The organism is Liquorilactobacillus sicerae, assembly GCF_029916425.1.
GTDB classification, from domain to species: Bacteria; Bacillota; Bacilli; order Lactobacillales; family Lactobacillaceae; genus Liquorilactobacillus; species Liquorilactobacillus sicerae.
The window spans coordinates 1-18,451 of sequence record NZ_JAHAVQ010000021.1 but is presented as its reverse complement, the minus strand read 5'-3'; the positions used below and the strand labels follow the sequence as shown (position 1 = coordinate 18,451).

The 18,451-nt window shown below is 32.9% G+C and carries 20 protein-coding genes and 5 pseudogenes; 4 read left to right on the top strand and 21 right to left on the bottom strand.

What is annotated here, in order from left to right:
- Positions 1-459 precede the first annotated feature (459 nt).
- Positions 460-637: pseudogene (locus KH893_RS10735) on the top strand (ArsR/SmtB family transcription factor); the annotation flags it as partial.
- Positions 638-707: 70 nt separating this feature from the next.
- On the opposite strand, the gene KH893_RS10730 reads toward KH893_RS10735, so the two are convergent.
- The gene (locus KH893_RS10730) at positions 708-1,034 is read right to left on the bottom strand and encodes an ASCH domain-containing protein (RefSeq protein ID WP_281166124.1); all 327 of its coding nucleotides are present in this window, start codon (positions 1,032-1,034) and stop codon (positions 708-710) included.
- A gap of 439 nt (positions 1,035-1,473) precedes the next feature.
- Here KH893_RS10730 and KH893_RS10725 point away from each other — a divergent pair.
- Positions 1,474-2,627, top strand: a pseudogene (locus tag KH893_RS10725) (IS256 family transposase).
- A 302-nt stretch (positions 2,628-2,929) separates the two neighbouring features.
- On the opposite strand, the gene KH893_RS10720 reads toward KH893_RS10725, so the two are convergent.
- From KH893_RS10720 to KH893_RS10710, 3 genes are all read right to left on the bottom strand, one after another.
- Positions 2,930-3,574, bottom strand: coding sequence for an ABC-2 transporter permease (locus tag KH893_RS10720; RefSeq protein ID WP_281166123.1), 645 nt, complete (start codon positions 3,572-3,574; stop codon positions 2,930-2,932).
- 2 nt (positions 3,575-3,576) lie between these two features.
- Entirely contained in the window at positions 3,577-4,260 is a 684-nt protein-coding gene (locus tag KH893_RS10715) for an ABC transporter ATP-binding protein (RefSeq protein WP_281166122.1), read from the bottom strand.
- Positions 4,261-4,807: 547 nt separating this feature from the next.
- The gene (locus tag KH893_RS10710; RefSeq protein WP_281166126.1) at positions 4,808-4,969 is read right to left on the bottom strand and encodes a hypothetical protein; all 162 of its coding nucleotides are present in this window, start codon (positions 4,967-4,969) and stop codon (positions 4,808-4,810) included.
- Here KH893_RS10710 and KH893_RS10705 point away from each other — a divergent pair.
- Positions 4,956-5,186, top strand: a pseudogene (locus KH893_RS10705) (IS3 family transposase); the annotation flags it as partial. The gene KH893_RS10710 and the pseudogene KH893_RS10705 overlap by 14 nt on opposite strands.
- Before the next feature lie 343 nt (positions 5,187-5,529).
- Here the strand turns inward: KH893_RS10705 and KH893_RS10700 are convergent.
- The 16 genes and pseudogenes from KH893_RS10700 to KH893_RS10635 all read right to left on the bottom strand — a co-directional run bounded on the left by KH893_RS10700 (position 5,530) and on the right by KH893_RS10635 (position 16,367).
- On the bottom strand, positions 5,530-5,937 hold the full coding sequence (locus tag KH893_RS10700; protein ID WP_427860338.1) for a GNAT family N-acetyltransferase: 408 nt from the start codon (positions 5,935-5,937) through the stop codon (positions 5,530-5,532).
- Between the two features lie 389 nt (positions 5,938-6,326).
- A complete protein-coding gene (locus KH893_RS10695; RefSeq protein WP_281166120.1) occupies positions 6,327-6,707 on the bottom strand; it encodes an HIT family protein in 381 nt (126 codons plus the stop codon).
- 31 nt (positions 6,708-6,738) lie between these two features.
- On the bottom strand, positions 6,739-7,206 hold the full coding sequence (locus KH893_RS10690; protein ID WP_281166119.1) for an HIT family protein: 468 nt from the start codon (positions 7,204-7,206) through the stop codon (positions 6,739-6,741).
- A 505-nt stretch (positions 7,207-7,711) separates the two neighbouring features.
- Entirely contained in the window at positions 7,712-8,188 is a 477-nt protein-coding gene (locus tag KH893_RS10685; protein ID WP_281166118.1) for a GNAT family N-acetyltransferase, read from the bottom strand.
- A 359-nt stretch (positions 8,189-8,547) separates the two neighbouring features.
- Complete coding sequence (locus tag KH893_RS10680) at positions 8,548-9,012, bottom strand: NUDIX hydrolase (RefSeq protein WP_281166117.1); 465 nt, start codon at positions 9,010-9,012, stop codon at positions 8,548-8,550.
- 583 nt (positions 9,013-9,595) lie between these two features.
- Entirely contained in the window at positions 9,596-10,114 is a 519-nt protein-coding gene (locus KH893_RS10675; protein WP_281166116.1) for an NUDIX hydrolase, read from the bottom strand.
- A 20-nt stretch (positions 10,115-10,134) separates the two neighbouring features.
- Positions 10,135-10,617, bottom strand: a pseudogene (locus KH893_RS13235) (nucleotidyltransferase family protein); the annotation flags it as partial.
- Between the two features lie 84 nt (positions 10,618-10,701).
- Positions 10,702-11,175: pseudogene (locus tag KH893_RS13230) on the bottom strand (GNAT family N-acetyltransferase); the annotation flags it as partial.
- A 159-nt stretch (positions 11,176-11,334) separates the two neighbouring features.
- Complete coding sequence (locus tag KH893_RS13090; protein WP_345803734.1) at positions 11,335-11,526, bottom strand: VOC family protein; 192 nt, start codon at positions 11,524-11,526, stop codon at positions 11,335-11,337.
- 38 nt (positions 11,527-11,564) lie between these two features.
- Positions 11,565-11,756 (bottom strand): VOC family protein, encoded by a 192-nt coding sequence (locus KH893_RS13085; protein ID WP_345803733.1) that lies wholly within the window; start codon positions 11,754-11,756, stop codon positions 11,565-11,567.
- A 159-nt stretch (positions 11,757-11,915) separates the two neighbouring features.
- A complete protein-coding gene (locus KH893_RS10660; RefSeq protein WP_281166114.1) occupies positions 11,916-12,320 on the bottom strand; it encodes an alpha/beta fold hydrolase in 405 nt (134 codons plus the stop codon).
- 245 nt (positions 12,321-12,565) lie between these two features.
- Positions 12,566-12,850 carry an alpha/beta hydrolase gene (locus KH893_RS10655; RefSeq protein WP_281166113.1) on the bottom strand — a complete coding sequence of 95 codons (285 nt, stop codon included), beginning with the start codon at positions 12,848-12,850 and terminating at the stop codon, positions 12,566-12,568.
- A gap of 180 nt (positions 12,851-13,030) precedes the next feature.
- Complete coding sequence (locus KH893_RS10650; RefSeq protein ID WP_281166112.1) at positions 13,031-13,636, bottom strand: response regulator transcription factor; 606 nt, start codon at positions 13,634-13,636, stop codon at positions 13,031-13,033.
- Complete coding sequence (locus KH893_RS10645; RefSeq protein ID WP_281166110.1) at positions 13,629-14,726, bottom strand: sensor histidine kinase; 1,098 nt, start codon at positions 14,724-14,726, stop codon at positions 13,629-13,631. The genes KH893_RS10650 and KH893_RS10645 overlap by 8 nt, the downstream gene beginning before the upstream one ends.
- Positions 14,719-15,480: an ABC transporter permease gene (locus KH893_RS10640; protein ID WP_281166109.1), complete on the bottom strand. Its 762-nt coding sequence runs from the start codon at positions 15,478-15,480 to the stop codon at positions 14,719-14,721. The genes KH893_RS10645 and KH893_RS10640 overlap by 8 nt, the downstream gene beginning before the upstream one ends.
- A complete protein-coding gene (locus KH893_RS10635; protein ID WP_281166108.1) occupies positions 15,477-16,367 on the bottom strand; it encodes an ABC transporter ATP-binding protein in 891 nt (296 codons plus the stop codon). Before KH893_RS10635 ends, KH893_RS10640 begins: the two co-directional genes overlap by 4 nt.
- A 285-nt stretch (positions 16,368-16,652) precedes the next feature.
- On the opposite strand from KH893_RS10635, the gene KH893_RS10630 reads away from it, so the two are divergent.
- Positions 16,653-16,808, top strand: coding sequence for a helix-turn-helix transcriptional regulator (locus KH893_RS10630; RefSeq protein ID WP_281166107.1), 156 nt, complete (start codon positions 16,653-16,655; stop codon positions 16,806-16,808).
- Positions 16,809-16,990: 182 nt separating this feature from the next.
- Here KH893_RS10630 and thiD read toward each other — a convergent pair whose 3' ends face one another.
- Positions 16,991-17,800: a bifunctional hydroxymethylpyrimidine kinase/phosphomethylpyrimidine kinase gene (gene thiD, locus KH893_RS10625; protein WP_281166106.1), complete on the bottom strand. Its 810-nt coding sequence runs from the start codon at positions 17,798-17,800 to the stop codon at positions 16,991-16,993.
- Positions 17,801-18,451: the final 651 nt, after the last annotated feature.

Here is an 18,451-nt window from a genome sequence, read left to right as displayed (position 1 = left end):
TTGGATTTCCTTTGTGAGTCCTTTATTTTGTTTTAGCGTTGCACTTAAAGTGTAAATTCAAGGCATAAAATAAAAATCGGTACTTAGGATAGAAAAATTTCTATCAGTACCAAATATTATAGAACCAGAATAGTAACTGTGAAAACTAATTTCGCAGTTTTTATTTTTTTCACTTCTACTTTTGATAATATATATTATGTAAACTAAAGCTAAACAAAAATTATCCGGTATTGTCAAGTGTTGTCAAATCCACAAGCACCCTCTTTCATTGTTCTTTTGCAATTACAATTGTAAAAGAGAGTTATTTCTCTTTTTTGACTTTTTTAATTTCCACCCACAAATACTTTACGCTAACAACAATGTTTTGCACGTTTACCAAAAAAGTCCACAAATTAATCAAGAACATCTTTCCAGTGACCAAAGACTTCTCGTTTATCAACACTAATTGGACGTTCTTCAATTGAATATTTAAGCGGGCAAACCAACTGTTTTTTTGATTCACCCTTTTTTGCTCTCTCAAATCCAGAAAGATATAAAATTGTCTGTATGCTTTATCATGTTGAATGTGAAATGGGGTGTAATGAGTTAAATCAAGCATATAGAAATTGATAAATCTACAATGTCATACCATTGTAAACTGACTTGGTTTTATTGCTGAGTTATTTAATAATAAGATAGTCATTAATTTCTTATGTATTGTCATGGTTTTAAGCTGATACTACAAGAACACCGTATTTTTTTTCTTGTTCAGGTGAATATATCGCATAAGTGTCATTGATCATTGTCTCTAAAGAATCATCTGCGGCACTACCGACTTCTAAACCATAAAATCGTTGGTAAAGAGCACTGAAAGTTTTAAATTTATATATTTTATTAACACTCACACTTAGTTCTTTTTGTGTCTTCAAATCTTTGAACGTAATTGATGAACCGATTTTTAAAAGTGAGCGTTTTGGGTCATTTAAGCGAATTTCGATTGTTTTAACACCTTGTTTGACTAATAAAAATTGATCATGATTCAATCCCATTAACAAAAAAAGACCTCTCTTCTTATTTTAATCAAAAAAATTTCTAGTTATTCAGACATTTGATAAGATAACTAGTTGTTTTCTAACGTAATTCATCATGTAGCTGAGGATTGTTTAGGTATTTAGGATGCATAGCCAGATCGTTTTTTTAATCTTTCAGCATGATAAGCTTGCAGTACAGTATTCCCTAAGATAGTTATATTGCTAAAAAAATTGTCCGTTCAGCAAGACTTAAATGGAAGCGCAATAATCTTTTTCATTATTCCCTTTTCACCCTAAACTATAATAAAACTTAAAAAATTAGTTTAATAATATCCTAATTTAAAAGTATACCACCATGGAACGAAGTCAATATTTGAGACACATTTTGTGAGAGATTTTTTAAATCAAAACCAGTTCCCCGTATGATTAAATCGTCAAACCAAACCAAACGGAGGGATTCCCCATGGACCAGTTTACCAAAGATTTAACCAAAACTCTATTATCAAATGGCGATGTTAAAGAACTTTTTCGTCAACAACTCGAAACAGCTATTAATCAAATCTTGCAAGCTGAACTAACAGCTTTGCTTGGTTATGATCCTTATGACCGCTGCGGCTTTAATTCGGGCAATTCTCGCAATGGCCAGTATTATCCGCTTAATTGACTCTGAATATGGTAAGTTGAAGATTGCTGTGCCGCGTGACCGTCAAGGCCATTTTCATAACCACCTGCTTCCAGCCTATTCTCGTCGTCAGGACGCTTAGAAACAACAATCATTCAGCTTTATTCCAAGGGCGTTACGACCCGTGAAATTGCAGATTTGATTGAAAAAATGTATGGCTCTTATTATTCACCTACTACTGTTTCTAATATCACTGCTCAGGTAACAAAACAGATTGAAGTTTTTCATCAACGAGCTATCAAGGCAAACTATGTTTGTCTCTTCTTAGATGCAACTTACTTACCTTTACGCCGTGATTCAGTTCAAAGAGAGGCAGTCTATATTGCTTTAGGTATTACACCTGTCGGCATCAAAGAAGTTCTTGATTATCGAATCGCTCCAAGTGAAAACGCAGGAGTTTGGTCAGAAATGGCAGAAGATCTTAAACAACGAGGATTAAAGCAAGTCCAGTTGATCATCGCAGACGGAATGGTTGGTCTGCAGCCAGCATTATTCCAAATTCCAAAGATGCCTAGTACATGTTATGCGTAATATTGGTTCGCATGTGCGTTTAAAAGATCGTGAAGCAATCTTAAATGATATTGCATTCAGCGACCGATGTAACTGCAGCACACAAGATCTTAAATGATTTTTATGGTGCATGGGGGAAATCGTATTCCAATCTGATTCAGCAACTTAAATCCATTGAAAATGAACTACTAGCTTTCTTGAGTTTTCCTCCTGCCATTCGACCGACAATTTATTCAACCAATATCTTAGAGTCACTGAACAAAAGAATTTAACGCAAGACCAAACCCAAAGAACAGTTTCCAAACGAAAAATCTTTAGACAATTTTATTGGAGTTCAAGTCATAAGCTACAACGAAAAATACTTCAATCGTAGCCATCGTGGTTTTGGTCAAGTCAAAGACACATTAGAATCACTTTTCGATTAATGGTTTAATTTTACAGAGAAAGGGATTCCCAACTTTGTTTTAAAGTGAGATAAGAATGTAAGGTTCAACCGTTTGATTTTATTAAATACAAAGAATACTAGGTAACTTCCTAAAGCTGATATAAAAACTACCAAACATAGCAAGATTCCAAAGGTAGGTGCTACTATATCAACAGGAATTCCTTTTAAAATGCGATTAGAATTAGGCAGAATTTTGAATGTTTTAAATACTCTTAGGGTCGCTAATACAATAATCCCCCCATGCAAAAATCCAATATAGTATTGTATGTCTAAATTTCATATTTATTCTTCTCCTCTAATTAAACTAATTACATAGGCAATACTATATGACAAAGCAACAGTTATAATTAAAACAAGAGCGACAAGAAATATTAATTCAGGTTTAGAATCTAGTAAAATTAATTTTTTTATTTTAGACAAAATATCCAAAAAACGTATACTTACAAAAGCTATCCCTAAAATCAGTAACACACCAACAGTTAGTCCGTTTTGCTGAAAAGCATATAAAAAAGGAAGAATAAAGGATATATAGATTATTGAAACCGTAAACAAGCAAATAGGAACAATCATTATGCTTTCAATAGTAATACCTTTGAAAAATAATGATATCACTAGAAAAAATAGCCCATTCAGTATAGCAGTTACAGCACAGACAATGATAACAAATAGATACCTTGCAAGAACACTTATAGATTTTTTTATAGATAAAGTTGTTAAAAAATTTGTCCAGTTGTTTTTATTATCGGATAGAAAGAGTGATTGAATGCTATTAATCATTATCATTGATATCAATGTTGCTACTATCCAACTATCACTTTTCAGAAAAATTGTGGCTATAATTAAAGAAAAAGATACACCTAACAAATATATCTTTTTGAACCACTTATCACACAGCTGATAATAATCTTTTAACATTAATCCAAGCATATTTATTCACCTGAATTCGCCTTTTTTACTGTCTCTTCAAATAGTTTCTCAAGGTTTTCTGCCCCAAAGTTTTGCATGCTTTTTTCCAAAATGATTTTTCCATGATCTAGCAAGTCAAAACGAGTACAGATTTCTACAACATCATTCAAATTATGAGTGGTAATTATTACTGCACAGTCATTTTGATCTACATATTTTTTGATTAGTCGCAATACTTTTCGTCGCATAAGAGGATCAAGGCCACTAGTTATTTCATCTAACAACAATAAGTCTGGATGATGTGAAATAGAAATGCATAAGTTTAGTTGCATTTTCATTCCTTTGGAAAAATTGGATATCGGTATTTTAATAGGTAACTGAAGTGCTTTAATATAAGGCCAAAAAGCTTGAGTATCCCAGTTTATTCCAATGTTTTGAAATATATGTTCCAACTGAAGTATGTTTAGTTCTTCAGGAAATGGAACGCTGTCAAAGCAAAACCCTAATTCTTTAAAATCTTTTTTAATAGTTCCAAAATCTATCTTATTGATTCCTCCAATGGATTTTAATAGTGTGGTTTTTCCAGCACCATTTTCACCAATTAAACCAATGATTTCTTTTTCTTTTGCTTGAAAATTTATGTCGCCCAATATAAAATTATCGTATTTTTTCTTGACTTGACTCATACTCACCTTAGTCATACACATTATTCTCACTCCTTGGTAGTTAATCTGTATGCCGTTTAATTAATTGATATACAAAAGCCAATACCACTGTAACTATTGCACATATATAAGTTATAGTACTGAGACCCTTAAAGAAAAAGGCAGTTATTGTCGCTAACAATAAAATAATTGTAATGACACGTACTAACATATCTAAATTCTTCATAATTAATCTCCTAACAACTATAAGGCTAATCCTGGGGTAACAAAAACTTCAATTATTGCTGCAAGAAACAAAAGACAGTAGGCTCTTATTATATTAATTTTCATGTGATTAACATGTGTTACAGCATATACTAACCATACATACTACGAATGGACATAAGTTAAGTTTTTAGACACAATTATGTAGGATTTCTAATTGACTAATTGTTCCTTTTCATCTGGAGTTAAATAGCCATCGACACTAATGATCCGCCGAGAATTATAAAATCCCTCAATGTAACTAAACTGAGCCAAATTGTCTTCCTCCTTCTTGAAACTGGCATGAAATGACTCCACCACAGAATTGTCATACTGATAGCTACGTTTACTGTAAGAGTGCCAGATAGCGTGTTTGCTTCAATGATGTTTCAAGGGCAAAACTTCGGTACTGGCTGCCCAAGTCAGTGTGCAGAATCAAACCAGCCTTGACGGTTCTAGTCTCACAAGCTTGATTAAGTACATTGCCAACCAACTCGGTTAGCCGCAAGGGCTGTCCTTACGATAATGCCGGTATTGAGTCTTTTCATGCAACTTTAAAAAAGGAACTCGTTTATCAATGCCCAGTCTATCCCACTTTTGAGTCAGCAAAAGCTAGCTTATTTGACTATGTCTTTCGCTTTTACAATCGTCAACGGATTCACTCCGGTATTGATTATTTAACGCCTTTTGAAATGGAGATGAAGTCAAAGCAAATACTCGCTTAACATAATTATTAACGTGGCAAATTTAACTGAGAGCAGATAACATTTAGCCGCGGCTCAGACAAATATTAAAACGTTTTTGATTTTAATGTTTGTTTGAACCACGGAACTGGTTTTGATTTAAAAAATCTCTCACAAAATGTGTCTCAAATATTGACTTCGTTCCATTATTATGTGCACCACTAGCTATCTGGACCGATCGCAAAGAAAAAATAGTCCTATCATTTAATTAAGTGTCTCTGAATAAGTTTAAAATATTGAAGAAAACTGTTTATAAAAATGAAAATTAACCTGTAAGGCTGCATAAACAAATATTAACTATTATTTTAAAGTGCAAATTTATCTATTAGAACGGACGTCTTTTCCGCAAGAAGGCATTACTGACTTTCTCGAAGTTCACCTTAGGATAATATTCTAAAGCTGATGGAGCTGCTAAAAGAACTAAAGATACATCAGGACCAATCTGTGAATGAAGCATTTCAATTAGTTTGTGACCAATTCCTTGTTTTTGATACTTTTTAGCAACCGCTAAATCTGATAGATAACAAGCATAACTAAAATCTGTTAAAGCTCGCGCAACACCTACCAACTCATCTTCTTCCCAAGCAGTCCATAAAATATTTGAGTTATCTAACATTTTTTGTAAACGAGGGAGATTTTTAATTGGCCTATGAATTCCAGATGACTCAAATAATAAAGCCAATTCTTTGGCTGTTATCTTTTTATCATTAGTGTAAGTAATCAATTTGTCCATCTCCAATAAATATAGTAAGTAATTACTATTAATATACTATTAGAAGGATTTTGAAACAATAGAGAATATTAGTTAATTATTAAGTACATAATCAAAATATGGAACTGCTCTATGATTTTGGAGCGATAATTGATTAAAAGATTTATGAAATATAGTTTTATAGAAAAGTTAAGACAGTGGTCCTATAGTGTTAAAATCTTAGAAACCACCATTAAGAATGCTTTACAAGTTATGCTTGATTCAGTAATTATATTAGTTGTTAAGTTGATTAAGAATCACAAGAAATAATCACCTCTATATAATTCCTTCTAAAAAGTAGATCAAAAATTGTGGGGGACACTAACCAAACAAGTCTCTCAGAAAAGTTCACTAATTACTTCTAGTTATAACTAGTTTATTTTTAAGAAAGCATATGTATTTTCCAGAGAAACTGAGCATTCGTCAAAGTTAGGCCATGCATTAATATTATCGCCCTTTTTTCTTGGAATTAAGTGAATATGAAAATGAGCAATAGATTGACCAGCATCTTTACCATTAGCATTTAGGATATTAATACCAGAAAATCCGCATTTAATGCAGTGTCTAGAAACTGTTTGACTAGCGTTGGTTAAGTGGATTAATGCTTCACCATCACAGTCTAAAATATTACTAATATGTTTTTTAGGTATTGCTAGCATGTGATAATTAACATCCTCAGCTTTATCTAAAAATACACATGAATAACTATCTTCATAAATTTTCTTACTAGGTATTTTAGGCAGAAAAGACATTGTTCCATAAGTAACCTCCATTTATACTATACTAGTAATCTAATTGATTTTTAAATTCGACCAAATAATTAGTTATTTTTTTCCTTAATTGATCGTGCTTTTGAGGATTATAACTATATTTGGAATTAGACCAATGATCAGAACTGTATAGCCAAACAGGCTTTTTCAATTTTTGTGGGTCTTCTGTTAAATATCTTGGGAAAACATGTGCATGAAGGAAATCATCAGTATTCCCCAATATATCATAATTAACTCTTTTTGCTTGGCAAGCGTAAAGAACTGCATCACCTAAGATACTCATATCACGTAAAAAACAAGTTCTTTCATTTATGTTCAAATCATTTAAAGATGAAACATTTCTTTTTGGCAATAATACAGAATATCCCGGTAAAAATTGTACATCACCAAAAACAGCATAACCACCTTCTAATTCAGTCATAACCATTGGATTAGTTCCATTAATTGCAGAACCAATTCGGTCTTCGTACCATTTAGACATTTTAATCGCTCCTAACATTACATGTCGTATTTATGAATTTAATGAAATGTTGCAAGTCTTTATTAAAACTATGTACATGGTCCATTTGATAGAAAGTACTAGTCTTTGTTAAAGTATTAAATTCATTAGTTGTATCAAATACATAGATTGGTTTTTTGGAAGCTGTAGCAATTCCAAATTCAATATTTGCCCCTTTTCCACCTGGAAATATGAAAATAAAAAAATCACTATTTAATATTCCAGCATACTCCTTATATGCAATATTGTGTAAATCATTTAGGGTACCTATTTCAGTTTTTGAATTTTTAGTCCAATCATATGTTCTAACAAAACCTAATTCTTCTAGCTCTTTTGATATGTTATTGACTAAATCAATATTTTTAAAAGAACTGGCAACTTAAAATTTTAGTTTTTTTCATAAATGCTCTCTTCTTTGTAGATTGTTAGATAACAGTTGATTAAATTTGTTTTGACAAATATACTGTTTTTAGTTTTTCTCAGCTTTTTAATTGAATTTTTCCAGCCGATAAAGTTGTTCATTATCAAGGGTGTTGTTGCCATTTTTAAAATGATATCCCATTTTTTGATAAAAACCCAGTCCAGTAATTGATGCAGGAATTTCAATTCTGTTAGCTCTTTTGAAATACATGTCGTTTTCTAATACTGTGATTAGCTTACGTCCGATTCCTTTACCTTGATATTTAGGTAGAACAAAGATGTTAAACAGACTGCTTTCATCTTTTTTCCCCCAATAAGGGCCAATTGAACCAACTGCAACAATGTCATTATTAACAGTATCAGTTAAAACATAACAATGAAAATATTTAGCTTTTTCAATAAGCTTTTGCGCAGTCAGGTCTTTAAGATCATTTTCTAGATATTCTTTAGAATAATCTTTTATATTGGTAATGTACATTGTTTTTTTTACTAAATTAGCAACTTCTTCTGCATCAGAATTTTTGAAAATACGAGATGTAATCATTTTAATCTCTCCCATATATAATAAAAATAAAATGAGTTAGTCTAATGGATTATCACTATTAAATTATGTTAGCCATTTTTTCCTTTTTTGGTTGATTTCTATCACGCTTTGTTGAAAAAAATATTTCCTTATTGTATAATCGCATGTCAAAATTGTTACAGGCAAGAACTTTATTGTCACATATGATGCATATGTTATTTTACAAATAGTTTAGATTTTAATTTATCATATTTTACAGTAGTTTTTAATGGAGTAGTTGAAATTCACTTGTAGTCTTGCTAATAAAAATTAATTGCCCATAGTTGCTTAATAATTTCCTTCTCAAGCAGAGTAATTATTAAACTTGATATATTTTTGTATTAATCATAAAAAATATCAACATTATTTTTTATGTTATTTAGTACTCGCATATGCTGGTCATTGAAAATTTGAGGTAATGAATCAAGTGGGAAGAATCTCAGCTCTAATGTTTCAGAATTTTTATCATTTAGTTTTCCTGAAAGCAACTGTACTTTAAAAAAAATAAGAATTGATTTAGCTTGATCACCATTTGGATATTTTTGTTTTCCACTACTATCAATTCCTAAAAATTTTGTTACAGTCACATTTAACCCAGTTTCTTCTTTGAATTCCCTAATACAAGCTTCTGAGGCAGTTTCATAATATTCAATTGTTCCACCAATCAACCCCCATTTATTAAAGTCAGAACGTTTTTGTAAAAGAATTTCTCCCTTGTTATTGAATAAGACTCCACCTGCATAGGTTAATATAACTGGTTTGTGACCGATTAATTGTCTAATATATTTAATGTAATCTTTTATCAATTGGATCCCTCTAATCTAAAAGTTTATATTTCAAAGATACTAATAAGGTAAGTCATTTTTAATAGCTCTTTTAAAAGTAGAAGGGTTATCATATGATACCCTTTTAAATTGAGAATAAATATCCCCTTTATCTCCAATTTCTAGTAGGAGATATTCTGCACGGCATTCTTTGTATAAGTGAGTAGGTTCATCAAAAGGCAATCCGATTGACCCAATATTCAGAACTAATCGTTCATCTGCGAGTGAATAATTGTAATTATCACCCTGCTCATTTAGACAGTTTAAATCAACATAACGCATAGTTGGATGATGAATATGTGCATATATTGCAATGTCAATGTTTTTACGCTTTCCGATAAATAATTCAGCTAGATTTTTTATATATTATTAGAATTTATTAGAAAAAAGTTCATTACTTAACTAGATTTTTATCACTAGTTTCGTTCCTTGTGTATAATTTTTAAGATGTTTGGATAGATTTAACTTTACTATTTTATATTTTTTTCGTGGAAATTTGTAAATTTAACGAGAATGACCCCTTTAAATGCTATCTATCTCTTTAAAGTTCCAAAAAGCATATAAGTCATGCTGTCATATGAATAATTTTATTAGCTTGATCTAGCTGTTCTTTATAAGGACGAATGCCAAAATTTCTTAACTGTTTTATTGCTTGATCAAAACTAAATAAATTAACTAATTCCACTTCCTCAGTTTGTAATTGCAAATCATTTATTTGAAAATCAGTTCGAAAAACAAACCAATCTTCAATCCAATTTTGTTCAATACAACGCATGTAAAAGTTCTTTTCATAGACTAGTAAATCCAAATTGAGCTCCTCTTTAATCTCTCTTTGAATTGCATCAAGATGATTTTCTCCCTTTAAAGCAGAACCGCCAACAGATTCTTCCCAGTAACCAGGATAGTTTAATTTTTCCATAGCTCTTTTTTGCAAAAGTACTTGATTTTTAGAATTGTATATAAAGGCATTAACTACTAAATGATATTCACCTTTGTTTAATGGTTCGAAACGTTTCTTTTCTGTAATTTTATTTAATGATTGATCATAAATGTCCCAAATTTCTTTCAAATTATCAGTTGACAATTTTATCGTTATCCTCCTAATTAAATAATTATATTCAGCTTTGGCCATTCTTTTTGCCAATTCTTACTTTTTAGCCGTTCTTTGTAAATATTAAAATACTTGTCAGTTTGTTTAAAAAGTGGGATTGGCCGAACAGTTAAATTTACCAAGTCTGTTGTTCCAAAAGGTTCAATAAGCTGTAATTCATGCGCATCATCTAAAAAAGCACCAATACATGTTGGTGTTTCAACAAAGTGGGATACTGCATCTGTTACAGAGTTAAAAGGTGTTTGATTACTAAAATCGTAGTTGTGCATATAGGCTTCATTTTTTACTTGCCACATGTATTGAGGAGCTATTTTTTCTAAATGATTTTGAATTTCTTGATTTGCTTTTTCAGGAATACATTCATCAAAAAAGACAACATCAACATCTGATTTAAGTTTAAAAGGTTGATGATGAAGCTTTTGCCAAATTGTATTTCTAATACTCCCTGCAACTAATGCACTTTGAGTCAAATTTTGTTTTTTTATGATGTTTAGAATATTCATTAGGTCAGTATTATTACTGATAATAGACTTAACTATTTTATCGGACTCAAAATTTGAAATTATTTTCTGAAGAATTATTTCATCCTTAATAGCTATACCATTTTCTGCAACTTGGGGTATTTCTGGTTTGATTAAACGTGCTTTTTCAACAGCATTTTCTAATACGTTTAGCACTGTATAACCTCTTTTTTTGTAGAAATTTAAAGCGTGTAAATTATCATTAGTAGTAATGACTTTAATCTTATTTTTGGATTCTCGAGCACAAAGTTTTTCTATTTCAATGAGCAGTTTACTCCCTATTCCTTGATTTTCCAGTAAACTATCAAGAAAAATAACTTCGATTTCGTTTTTTCTTGATACATAGGTTACTATTCCTAATATTTTATTTGATTGAACAGCTACAAATCCCTTCAAGTTTTTAATATCGTAGACACCAGACGAGATTACCATTTTAGTGCTGCCCCATAGTTCATAAAAAAGTTTGATTACTCGTTTTCGTTGCTGCTGCTCATCTATATCAATAATTTGCATATGAATTCCTCCTTCGAAATATAAGCAATAGTAAGAAGATTTTTAATGATGGATTATTATGATTTTTAAGGCTTCAGAATTATTAAAAATGATAAGCATAATACAGGGATAGCTGTGAGAATTTTGAAAATCAAATTCCGACAAGGTCCGAACATATAACTAAAACTCATCTTCTTTGGCAATTAATACTAACTCAACTTTAATTCTATCAGGATCTTCAAAATAAAGCGTGTAGTTATCGTTACCACCAGCATGAGGATATTTATCTGCGTATAGTTCAGTATAACCTTTTAATTGTAATTCACTTCTTATTTGTTTTAAGGTTTGTATATCAGAAACGGAAAATGCCAAATGATTAAGACCAACGTGAGTTCTATCGTAAGAAGGTGTTATTTTTCTGCATCTGTTTGAACAAATACTACATAACTGTTGGAATTTATAGAATAACTAATTCCATTTGACCAACTTTGATAAATTTTATAGCCTAAATGATTAACGAGTAGCCAACTCCAAAACTTTTTTGAAGTAGCTAGATTACTTACGTATATTTCAATGTGATTTAATGCTCCATTTTGTTTCATAATGGTAGCCTTCTTTAATATTTACTAGTTTGAGCTAATAATGCATAAATTTTGTGATGATTAAAATTTAAAAAAATAGTCACTAAATTTTGCTCAGCTAGCGGCTATTAAAAATCAAGACTGTCTTATCACTTAAAAAATTTCTATTTTTAATTTTTATCAAAATACTTTACTTGATTTTAAAAAGCTTATTATCGTTTGTACCAACTCAGGTGATAATGGTTGATCAGGTTGCCGGTAGCTTGCTAAGTTGGTTTTGATATCTGATTTTGGAACATTTTTTAAAACATGATTCATTTTTGGGATGATTGCTAATTTGGCTGTTGAAACCGTTTGCTTTAAAAGCTCCGCATCAGCTACAGAAATCTGTAAATCCTCAGTGCCTTGAATTAATAAAATTGGCAATCTTAATTTAGTCAATTCTATCGCCGGATCAACTTTTAAAATAGATTGCAGATATGGTTGGACACTGGGACGAAATAGTGCTTCTAATTCCGTAGAACTTGTGGAACTAAAATTCCGTTCTTCAGAGAATCCAATATTTTTAAGCTTCTTTGTAACCATTCTTCTTGTCCTGTCAGTTGCCGAGTTAACTGATTTTGCAAAATGTTTGCTAAGTTACGACCAGGAATGGCTAATAAAATTAACCCATCGGTCTTAAACTTTTGACAAGCTTCAATGGCAATCAATCCGCCTTCGCTATGCCCAAGCATCAAAAGTTGACTGAATTTGCAGAATGGCTTAAATACCTTGCCCAAGAAAGCGTATCAGTTACAGGGGGTTAGCTTAAAATTCGGACTTGACAATGCCTAAAAGGTTTGTAAGCTAAGTTGATTTTCCGGGATTGCGGCAGATTGGCTTTTACCAATCCCTCGCTTATCAAAGCGTAAACTAGCAACATTATGAACAGCTAATCGTGCCGCTAATTGTTTCAAATTGTTAGTTGCTCCAGATAAGCGGTTATTACCATCGCGGTCGGTTGGCCCTGAGCCGGCAACAGTTAAAACAATTGCCGGTTTTTCTGAATTATCAGGCATCATAAGTGTGCCTGATAATGATCCATTTGAAACAGCAATTTTAATTTCTTTTTCCATAGCTTTATTTCCTCGCTATCGTCCTATACTATTTAATTACTTTTAATTGATAAATACTATTGTAGCCTGGTCTGGACAAATTCCAATCTTAAGTTTCTTTCCAGTTGCAGTTTTCGGCAGGTAATTGTTAAAAAATTACAAGTCCAAAAAAATTATTATTTTTATCAAAATAGGTAAGGCTCAAAACCAATTATTTTTTTGGGCTATTTGAATGGCCTCGATTCGGTTTTTAGCCCCCAACTTGCTGAAAATGGCCGATAAGTAATTGCGAATCGTACCTTCCGTCAAAAATAGTTCACTGGCGATTTCTTTAGTAGTTAAACCGCGCCCAATTTCCTGCAAAACTTCCATTTCACGTTTCGTTAATGGATTTTTATCAGCCGATAGCATATTTACGACCAAATTGGGGTCGTAAATGGTCTGTCCTTGATTTACTTCACGAATTATTTCAATTAATTTATCACTCGGACTGTCTTTGAGCAAATAGCCAGCGACTTGCGCTTTTACGGCTTGTTCAAAATAAACTTTTTGGGCAAAGGTCGTCAAAATTACCACTTTGGTTTTTAAGCCGGTTTCATTGATTTTGCTGGCCAACTCCAAACCAGTCATTTTAGGCATTTCGATATCTAAAATTGCCACATCGATCTCAAACTTTTGAAGGTCTTTCCAAGCAGATTCGCCATTAATTGCACTACCAACGACGTGAAAGTCATCTTCTAACTCCAAAAGCTGCGTTAATGCTGAATTCAACATGCTTTGATCTTCTGCCAAGTACAGACTAATCATGTTCATTCACCTTCGCTTGTGTCATTAAAACATGTGTGCCGCGCTTATCATGATAAATTTTGAAGCTACCTTTTCCTTCAAACATTCGAGCTCGCATCCCCTTAATTCCATTCGAATTTTCGCTATTAAACTTACTGCCTTTTCCATCGTCAATAACTTCGACTTGATACAGCTGATTTTCATCGCTAAAGATAAGTTGCACCTCATGTGCTCTAGCATGACGTAAAACATTACTAATTGATTCTACGATTGCAGCTCCGAATCGTTCTTGAACAATCGTTGGCCACTTACCAGCTTGTTCTTCACCCTTTGAAAAAAATATGATCTTTGCGGCTGATAAATTCTTGCTCTGCTCCAATAAAACCTCACTCAATGATTGTTTATGCAAATCATTGACAATTTCGCGAACCATTTTCAAGTTTTGCCGACTGGTATTTTCGATGTCAGCCAATTCAGCAGCAACTCTCTCAGGCTTTTTGGCTAATAACTTTTTTGCGAGTTCAGTTTTGATGGTGATCATCGAAAAACTTTGACCTAAAGTATCATGTAGATCCCGAGCAATTCTTTCCCGTTCACCGCGCCGAATAATAGCTTCCAATCTGCGATTAGTTTGATTTAATTGCCGCTGCTTATATAAAGAAAGAGCATAGGAGTACGCAATTATTGGCGAAACTAACGGAAATATCATACCCAGCATATCATTTTGTTGCCATATATTGGGATAAACCATTTGTAAACGAAAAAAACTGACTGCAATAATCAGATAATAGCTAGTTGCAAAAATTCGATAGTACCTACGTGGATAGCGTGCCAAGATAAAGGCAACTTGCCAAGCAGGAAAAATTATTAAATAAAAATTGAACGAAAAATAGGCAAAAGCTCCCGTTATTAATAATTCAAATGTAATTGTAATCATCCGATATTTGACGACTTCGTTAACCAAAATATATGTTAACGTAAAAAAACCTACCATTGAAATCCAAAATATATCTTTAGCCGTTTTGACCGGCAAATATTCTATTAAGGTATAAGGCAAATATATTAACCAGATATATGAAGCCCAATCAATTTGTTTTACCTTCTTAAGCATTAAAGCTCCATCCCCTGCGATGATAAAGTTTCAGCGTAATAATTACGCCGACAATCCCGATGATGATCCAAATGGTTATTCCAATAATATTCCCCGTTTTAATTTGATTGGCTAATAAAACGCTACTTAGTAGGTCGTTAGCAAAAAAGGTTGGCATGACATGTCCAATTTTTTGAATCCAAGTCGGCAGAATACTTAATGGCCACCAAAGCCCACTAACAATCGCTAACGGGAAGACAATCAGGTTACTAACGACATTTAATGTTTCTTGTTTCTTTAAATATGAAAGACAGGTCCCAAGGAGTACCATTGGTAATTGACTAATGCCAACAACCAACATACTAAATAATACTTGATATAAATCAAGCTTAACGCCATTTAGTAACACTGCTAAAGTTTGTAAAACAAGAACCGCGACTAAGTTAACCAGGATTATTAATGAATAAAGAGAGCCATAATAATATTTAGCTTTAGACGGTGTCAACTGTAAATAGCATAAAAAACCTTTATCACGATCAGCTTTTAGCAGTGAGGCAATTCCAAAGATTGCTGATATTATACCACTATAAATAATCATACTGCCCAGATAAGTTAACTTTAATTTTGAGAGTTCAGCAGTTGTTCCACTGACCATAACTTTCGTAAATAGCAAATAAAATCCAGCAGGCATCAGCAATGAAAAAAATAGAAAGGAAAAGTTCCTGATAAATAGGCGTTTGGTATCAAATTTAAATTGTTCAAGAAATGATTTCATGATAATGACCCCCTTTTATTTATCATTTTCAGGAAGATATTCTCTAATGACGCTCGTTGGATTGAAAGGTTGCTGATTGCTGGCAAAAATGGTACCAACGCTCGCAATGTTGCATCGCCATCATCGCTAGTTAGATCGATCCAATCTTCAGCTTGAGTGGCCGCCACTACTGCTGCAAGTTTTTGAAAACTTTTAATTGTTAGTTTGGTTCTAAAATGAATAATCGTTCTTTTGTACTTATTTTGCAATTCCTGAAAAGTTCCTTGAAAAGCAAAGGTTCCATTTTGTAAAATAAATAGTCGATCAGCAGTTTGTTGGATTTCTTCTAAATAATGACTTGTAATTACGATTGTTTTGCCAAGGTCACGCAAAATTTGAATTTGTTGCCAAAACATCTTTCTAGCTTGGGCGTCCATCCCAACAGTTGGTTCGTCTAGAAATAATAAGGCTGGATTCCCGACTAATGCTAATGCAAATGTCACTCTTCGCTGCAAGCCACCTGAAAGATTGGTTAAAAGTTGATTTGCTTGCGCCTGCAAACCTGATTCTTGGAGCAATTCGGTAACATCTTTTGGTTTAGGATATTGGGCGGCTGCCTCATACAGCATTTCAGTCACGGTCACATTGGCGAGTACAATATCTCCTTGGAGCATTGAACCAATCCTTTGGCAAGCGTTTCTTCGACCTGGTTTATCTCCAAAAATTTTGATTCCCCGATCTGTTGGCAATAAACCTAGCAAAAGATGCAAAAGTGTTGTTTTTCCAGCCCCATTTTCACCAATCAGACCGACAATTTCACCTTGATGGATAGTTAAATTGAGATTTTTTAAAACTTTTTTATTACCATAACTAAAGGTCAATTCTTTAACATCAACAACTTTGCTCATTGTTCCACCTCCTTCACTAAGAATACTAATTAATTTTCAAACCTCCTAGTAGTGATCATAATTAATTTAACATGATATTTATCATGAGTTTTTTGTAAATCGACCTTCTCCTATTAAAAAAGTTCTGCATCTTAAAAAAATGCAAAGCATATAAATTAGGAATGATCAGGATGATCATCATGATAAAAATTGCCAATCCAGTAGCAATTACATAGTTAATGGCCGTCGTTGAATTATTCTTGACGACTAGTTTGTCTTTTTCAATCGAAACTAACTTTTTTTAACTTGAGCTGGACCCAACAGGATCTTGCAGAAAAATTAAAGGTTACCCGGCAAACAATCTCAGCAATCGAGAGAAATAAATACAGCCTCTCTTTAAAACTGGCCTTTCAGATAGCAAATGTTTTTAATACCAAAATTGAAAATGTATTTCTTGGGTAGATGATGATAATAAATAATCTAAAATTGAAATACAAAAATCAGCCTGAAAGCTTTTCACTTCAAGCTGATTTACATTTGAGTGACTGATCAGTAATCGGTAAATTCAACCGTCACTGTTTGCGCTGTCAGTATATATTTAGACAAAAACTACTTTGATTTTCCCAAACTATCGGTCATTAAAACTATAAATCTTCGCCTGCCCAATGATTGATTGGACCATATTTATGCCCGACAGCAATTTCTTGACTAATTGCAATATTAACGTAGCTTTTGGCGATTCTGATTGCTGTTTCAACCGGAGTTTGCTTAGCAATTTCAGCCGCAATGCAAGCTGATAATGAATCTCCAGTCCCATTGATGTGAGTAGTCGGATAATACGGTTCACTCAGCCAAAAACTTTTCCCTGATTCCAGCAAAACAAAATCTTTAACGACGGTTTGCTGTTGATCGTGATGTGGCCCTTTTGCTACTACATTCTTAGCCCCTAATTGTTGCAATTGCTCTGCAGCAGCTTTTAAATCAGCTGCGGTATGGATTTCGATACCGGTTAGCTTTTGTGACTCATAAAAGTTAGGCGTGATCACGGTAGCTAATGGAATCAACTCTTCACGCAACGTTTCAAAAGCATTTTCTGCCAAGAGTTGATTACCATGCTTAGTCATAATTACCGGATCAACGACTAACGGACCAAAATCATATTTTTGATAATTTTCAACCACTTCTTTGATCAGCTTAGAATCCGCCAACATCCCAGTTTTAACAGCCTTGACCTGAAAATCAGCTGCAATATCAGCAAACTCTTGCCGGATAAAGTCTAGTGGTAAGGAAACACTGGCATGGATTCCATAAGAGTTACCAGCAACACAGGCTGTCATTACCGAAATTCCATAAACTTTTCGCGTGAAAAACGTATGCAAGTCAGCCTGCATCCCCGCACTGCCATCACTGTCGGAACCGGCAATCGTCATGGCTTGTGGATATTGATTTAGCATTTGATCACTTTCTTTTTTTATTTGTTATTTTTAGCACTAAGTATACCATAAATCTCTCAGTGTTTTTGCCGATTATCTCAATTCCAAGATCAAAGCTCCTTTTGCAAAATTAATTCATTCCGAATTGGTAGACCGGTTTTAGCCTGCAATGGAACTGATGGCTTTTGTAAATGCTCTTCAGTTACTGCATTTAGTAATATTTTGCTGACCTGAAAAATAGATGGTGACGATAAAAAGCAATTGCTGCTTAGTTATCATTCACCAGACTTTCCTGTGTTCAACAAACCAGCTTAAGGATGAATCCACCAATTATCCTTAAAGTTTTCTTGTGCCCTATTTAATCCTAATGACTGTCAGTTTGAAGCTCCATTTATTGATGGTGTTTTGGTCTTTACTATGGTCAAACAAAGCTAATTACAAAAAGCCGCTAAACTTCTGCAAAAAATTGTCTTTTCAACCTTGACTAACAAAATGATGCTAATCAAGGTTGATCAATGATCATGATTAGCAGCCGCACTTTTTAAGGTTCTATAATATTCGGTACTGATAGAAATTTTTCTATCCTAAGTACCGATTTTTATTTTATGCCTTGAATTTACACTTTAAGTGCAACGCTAAAACAAAATAAAGGACTCACAAAGGAAATCCAAA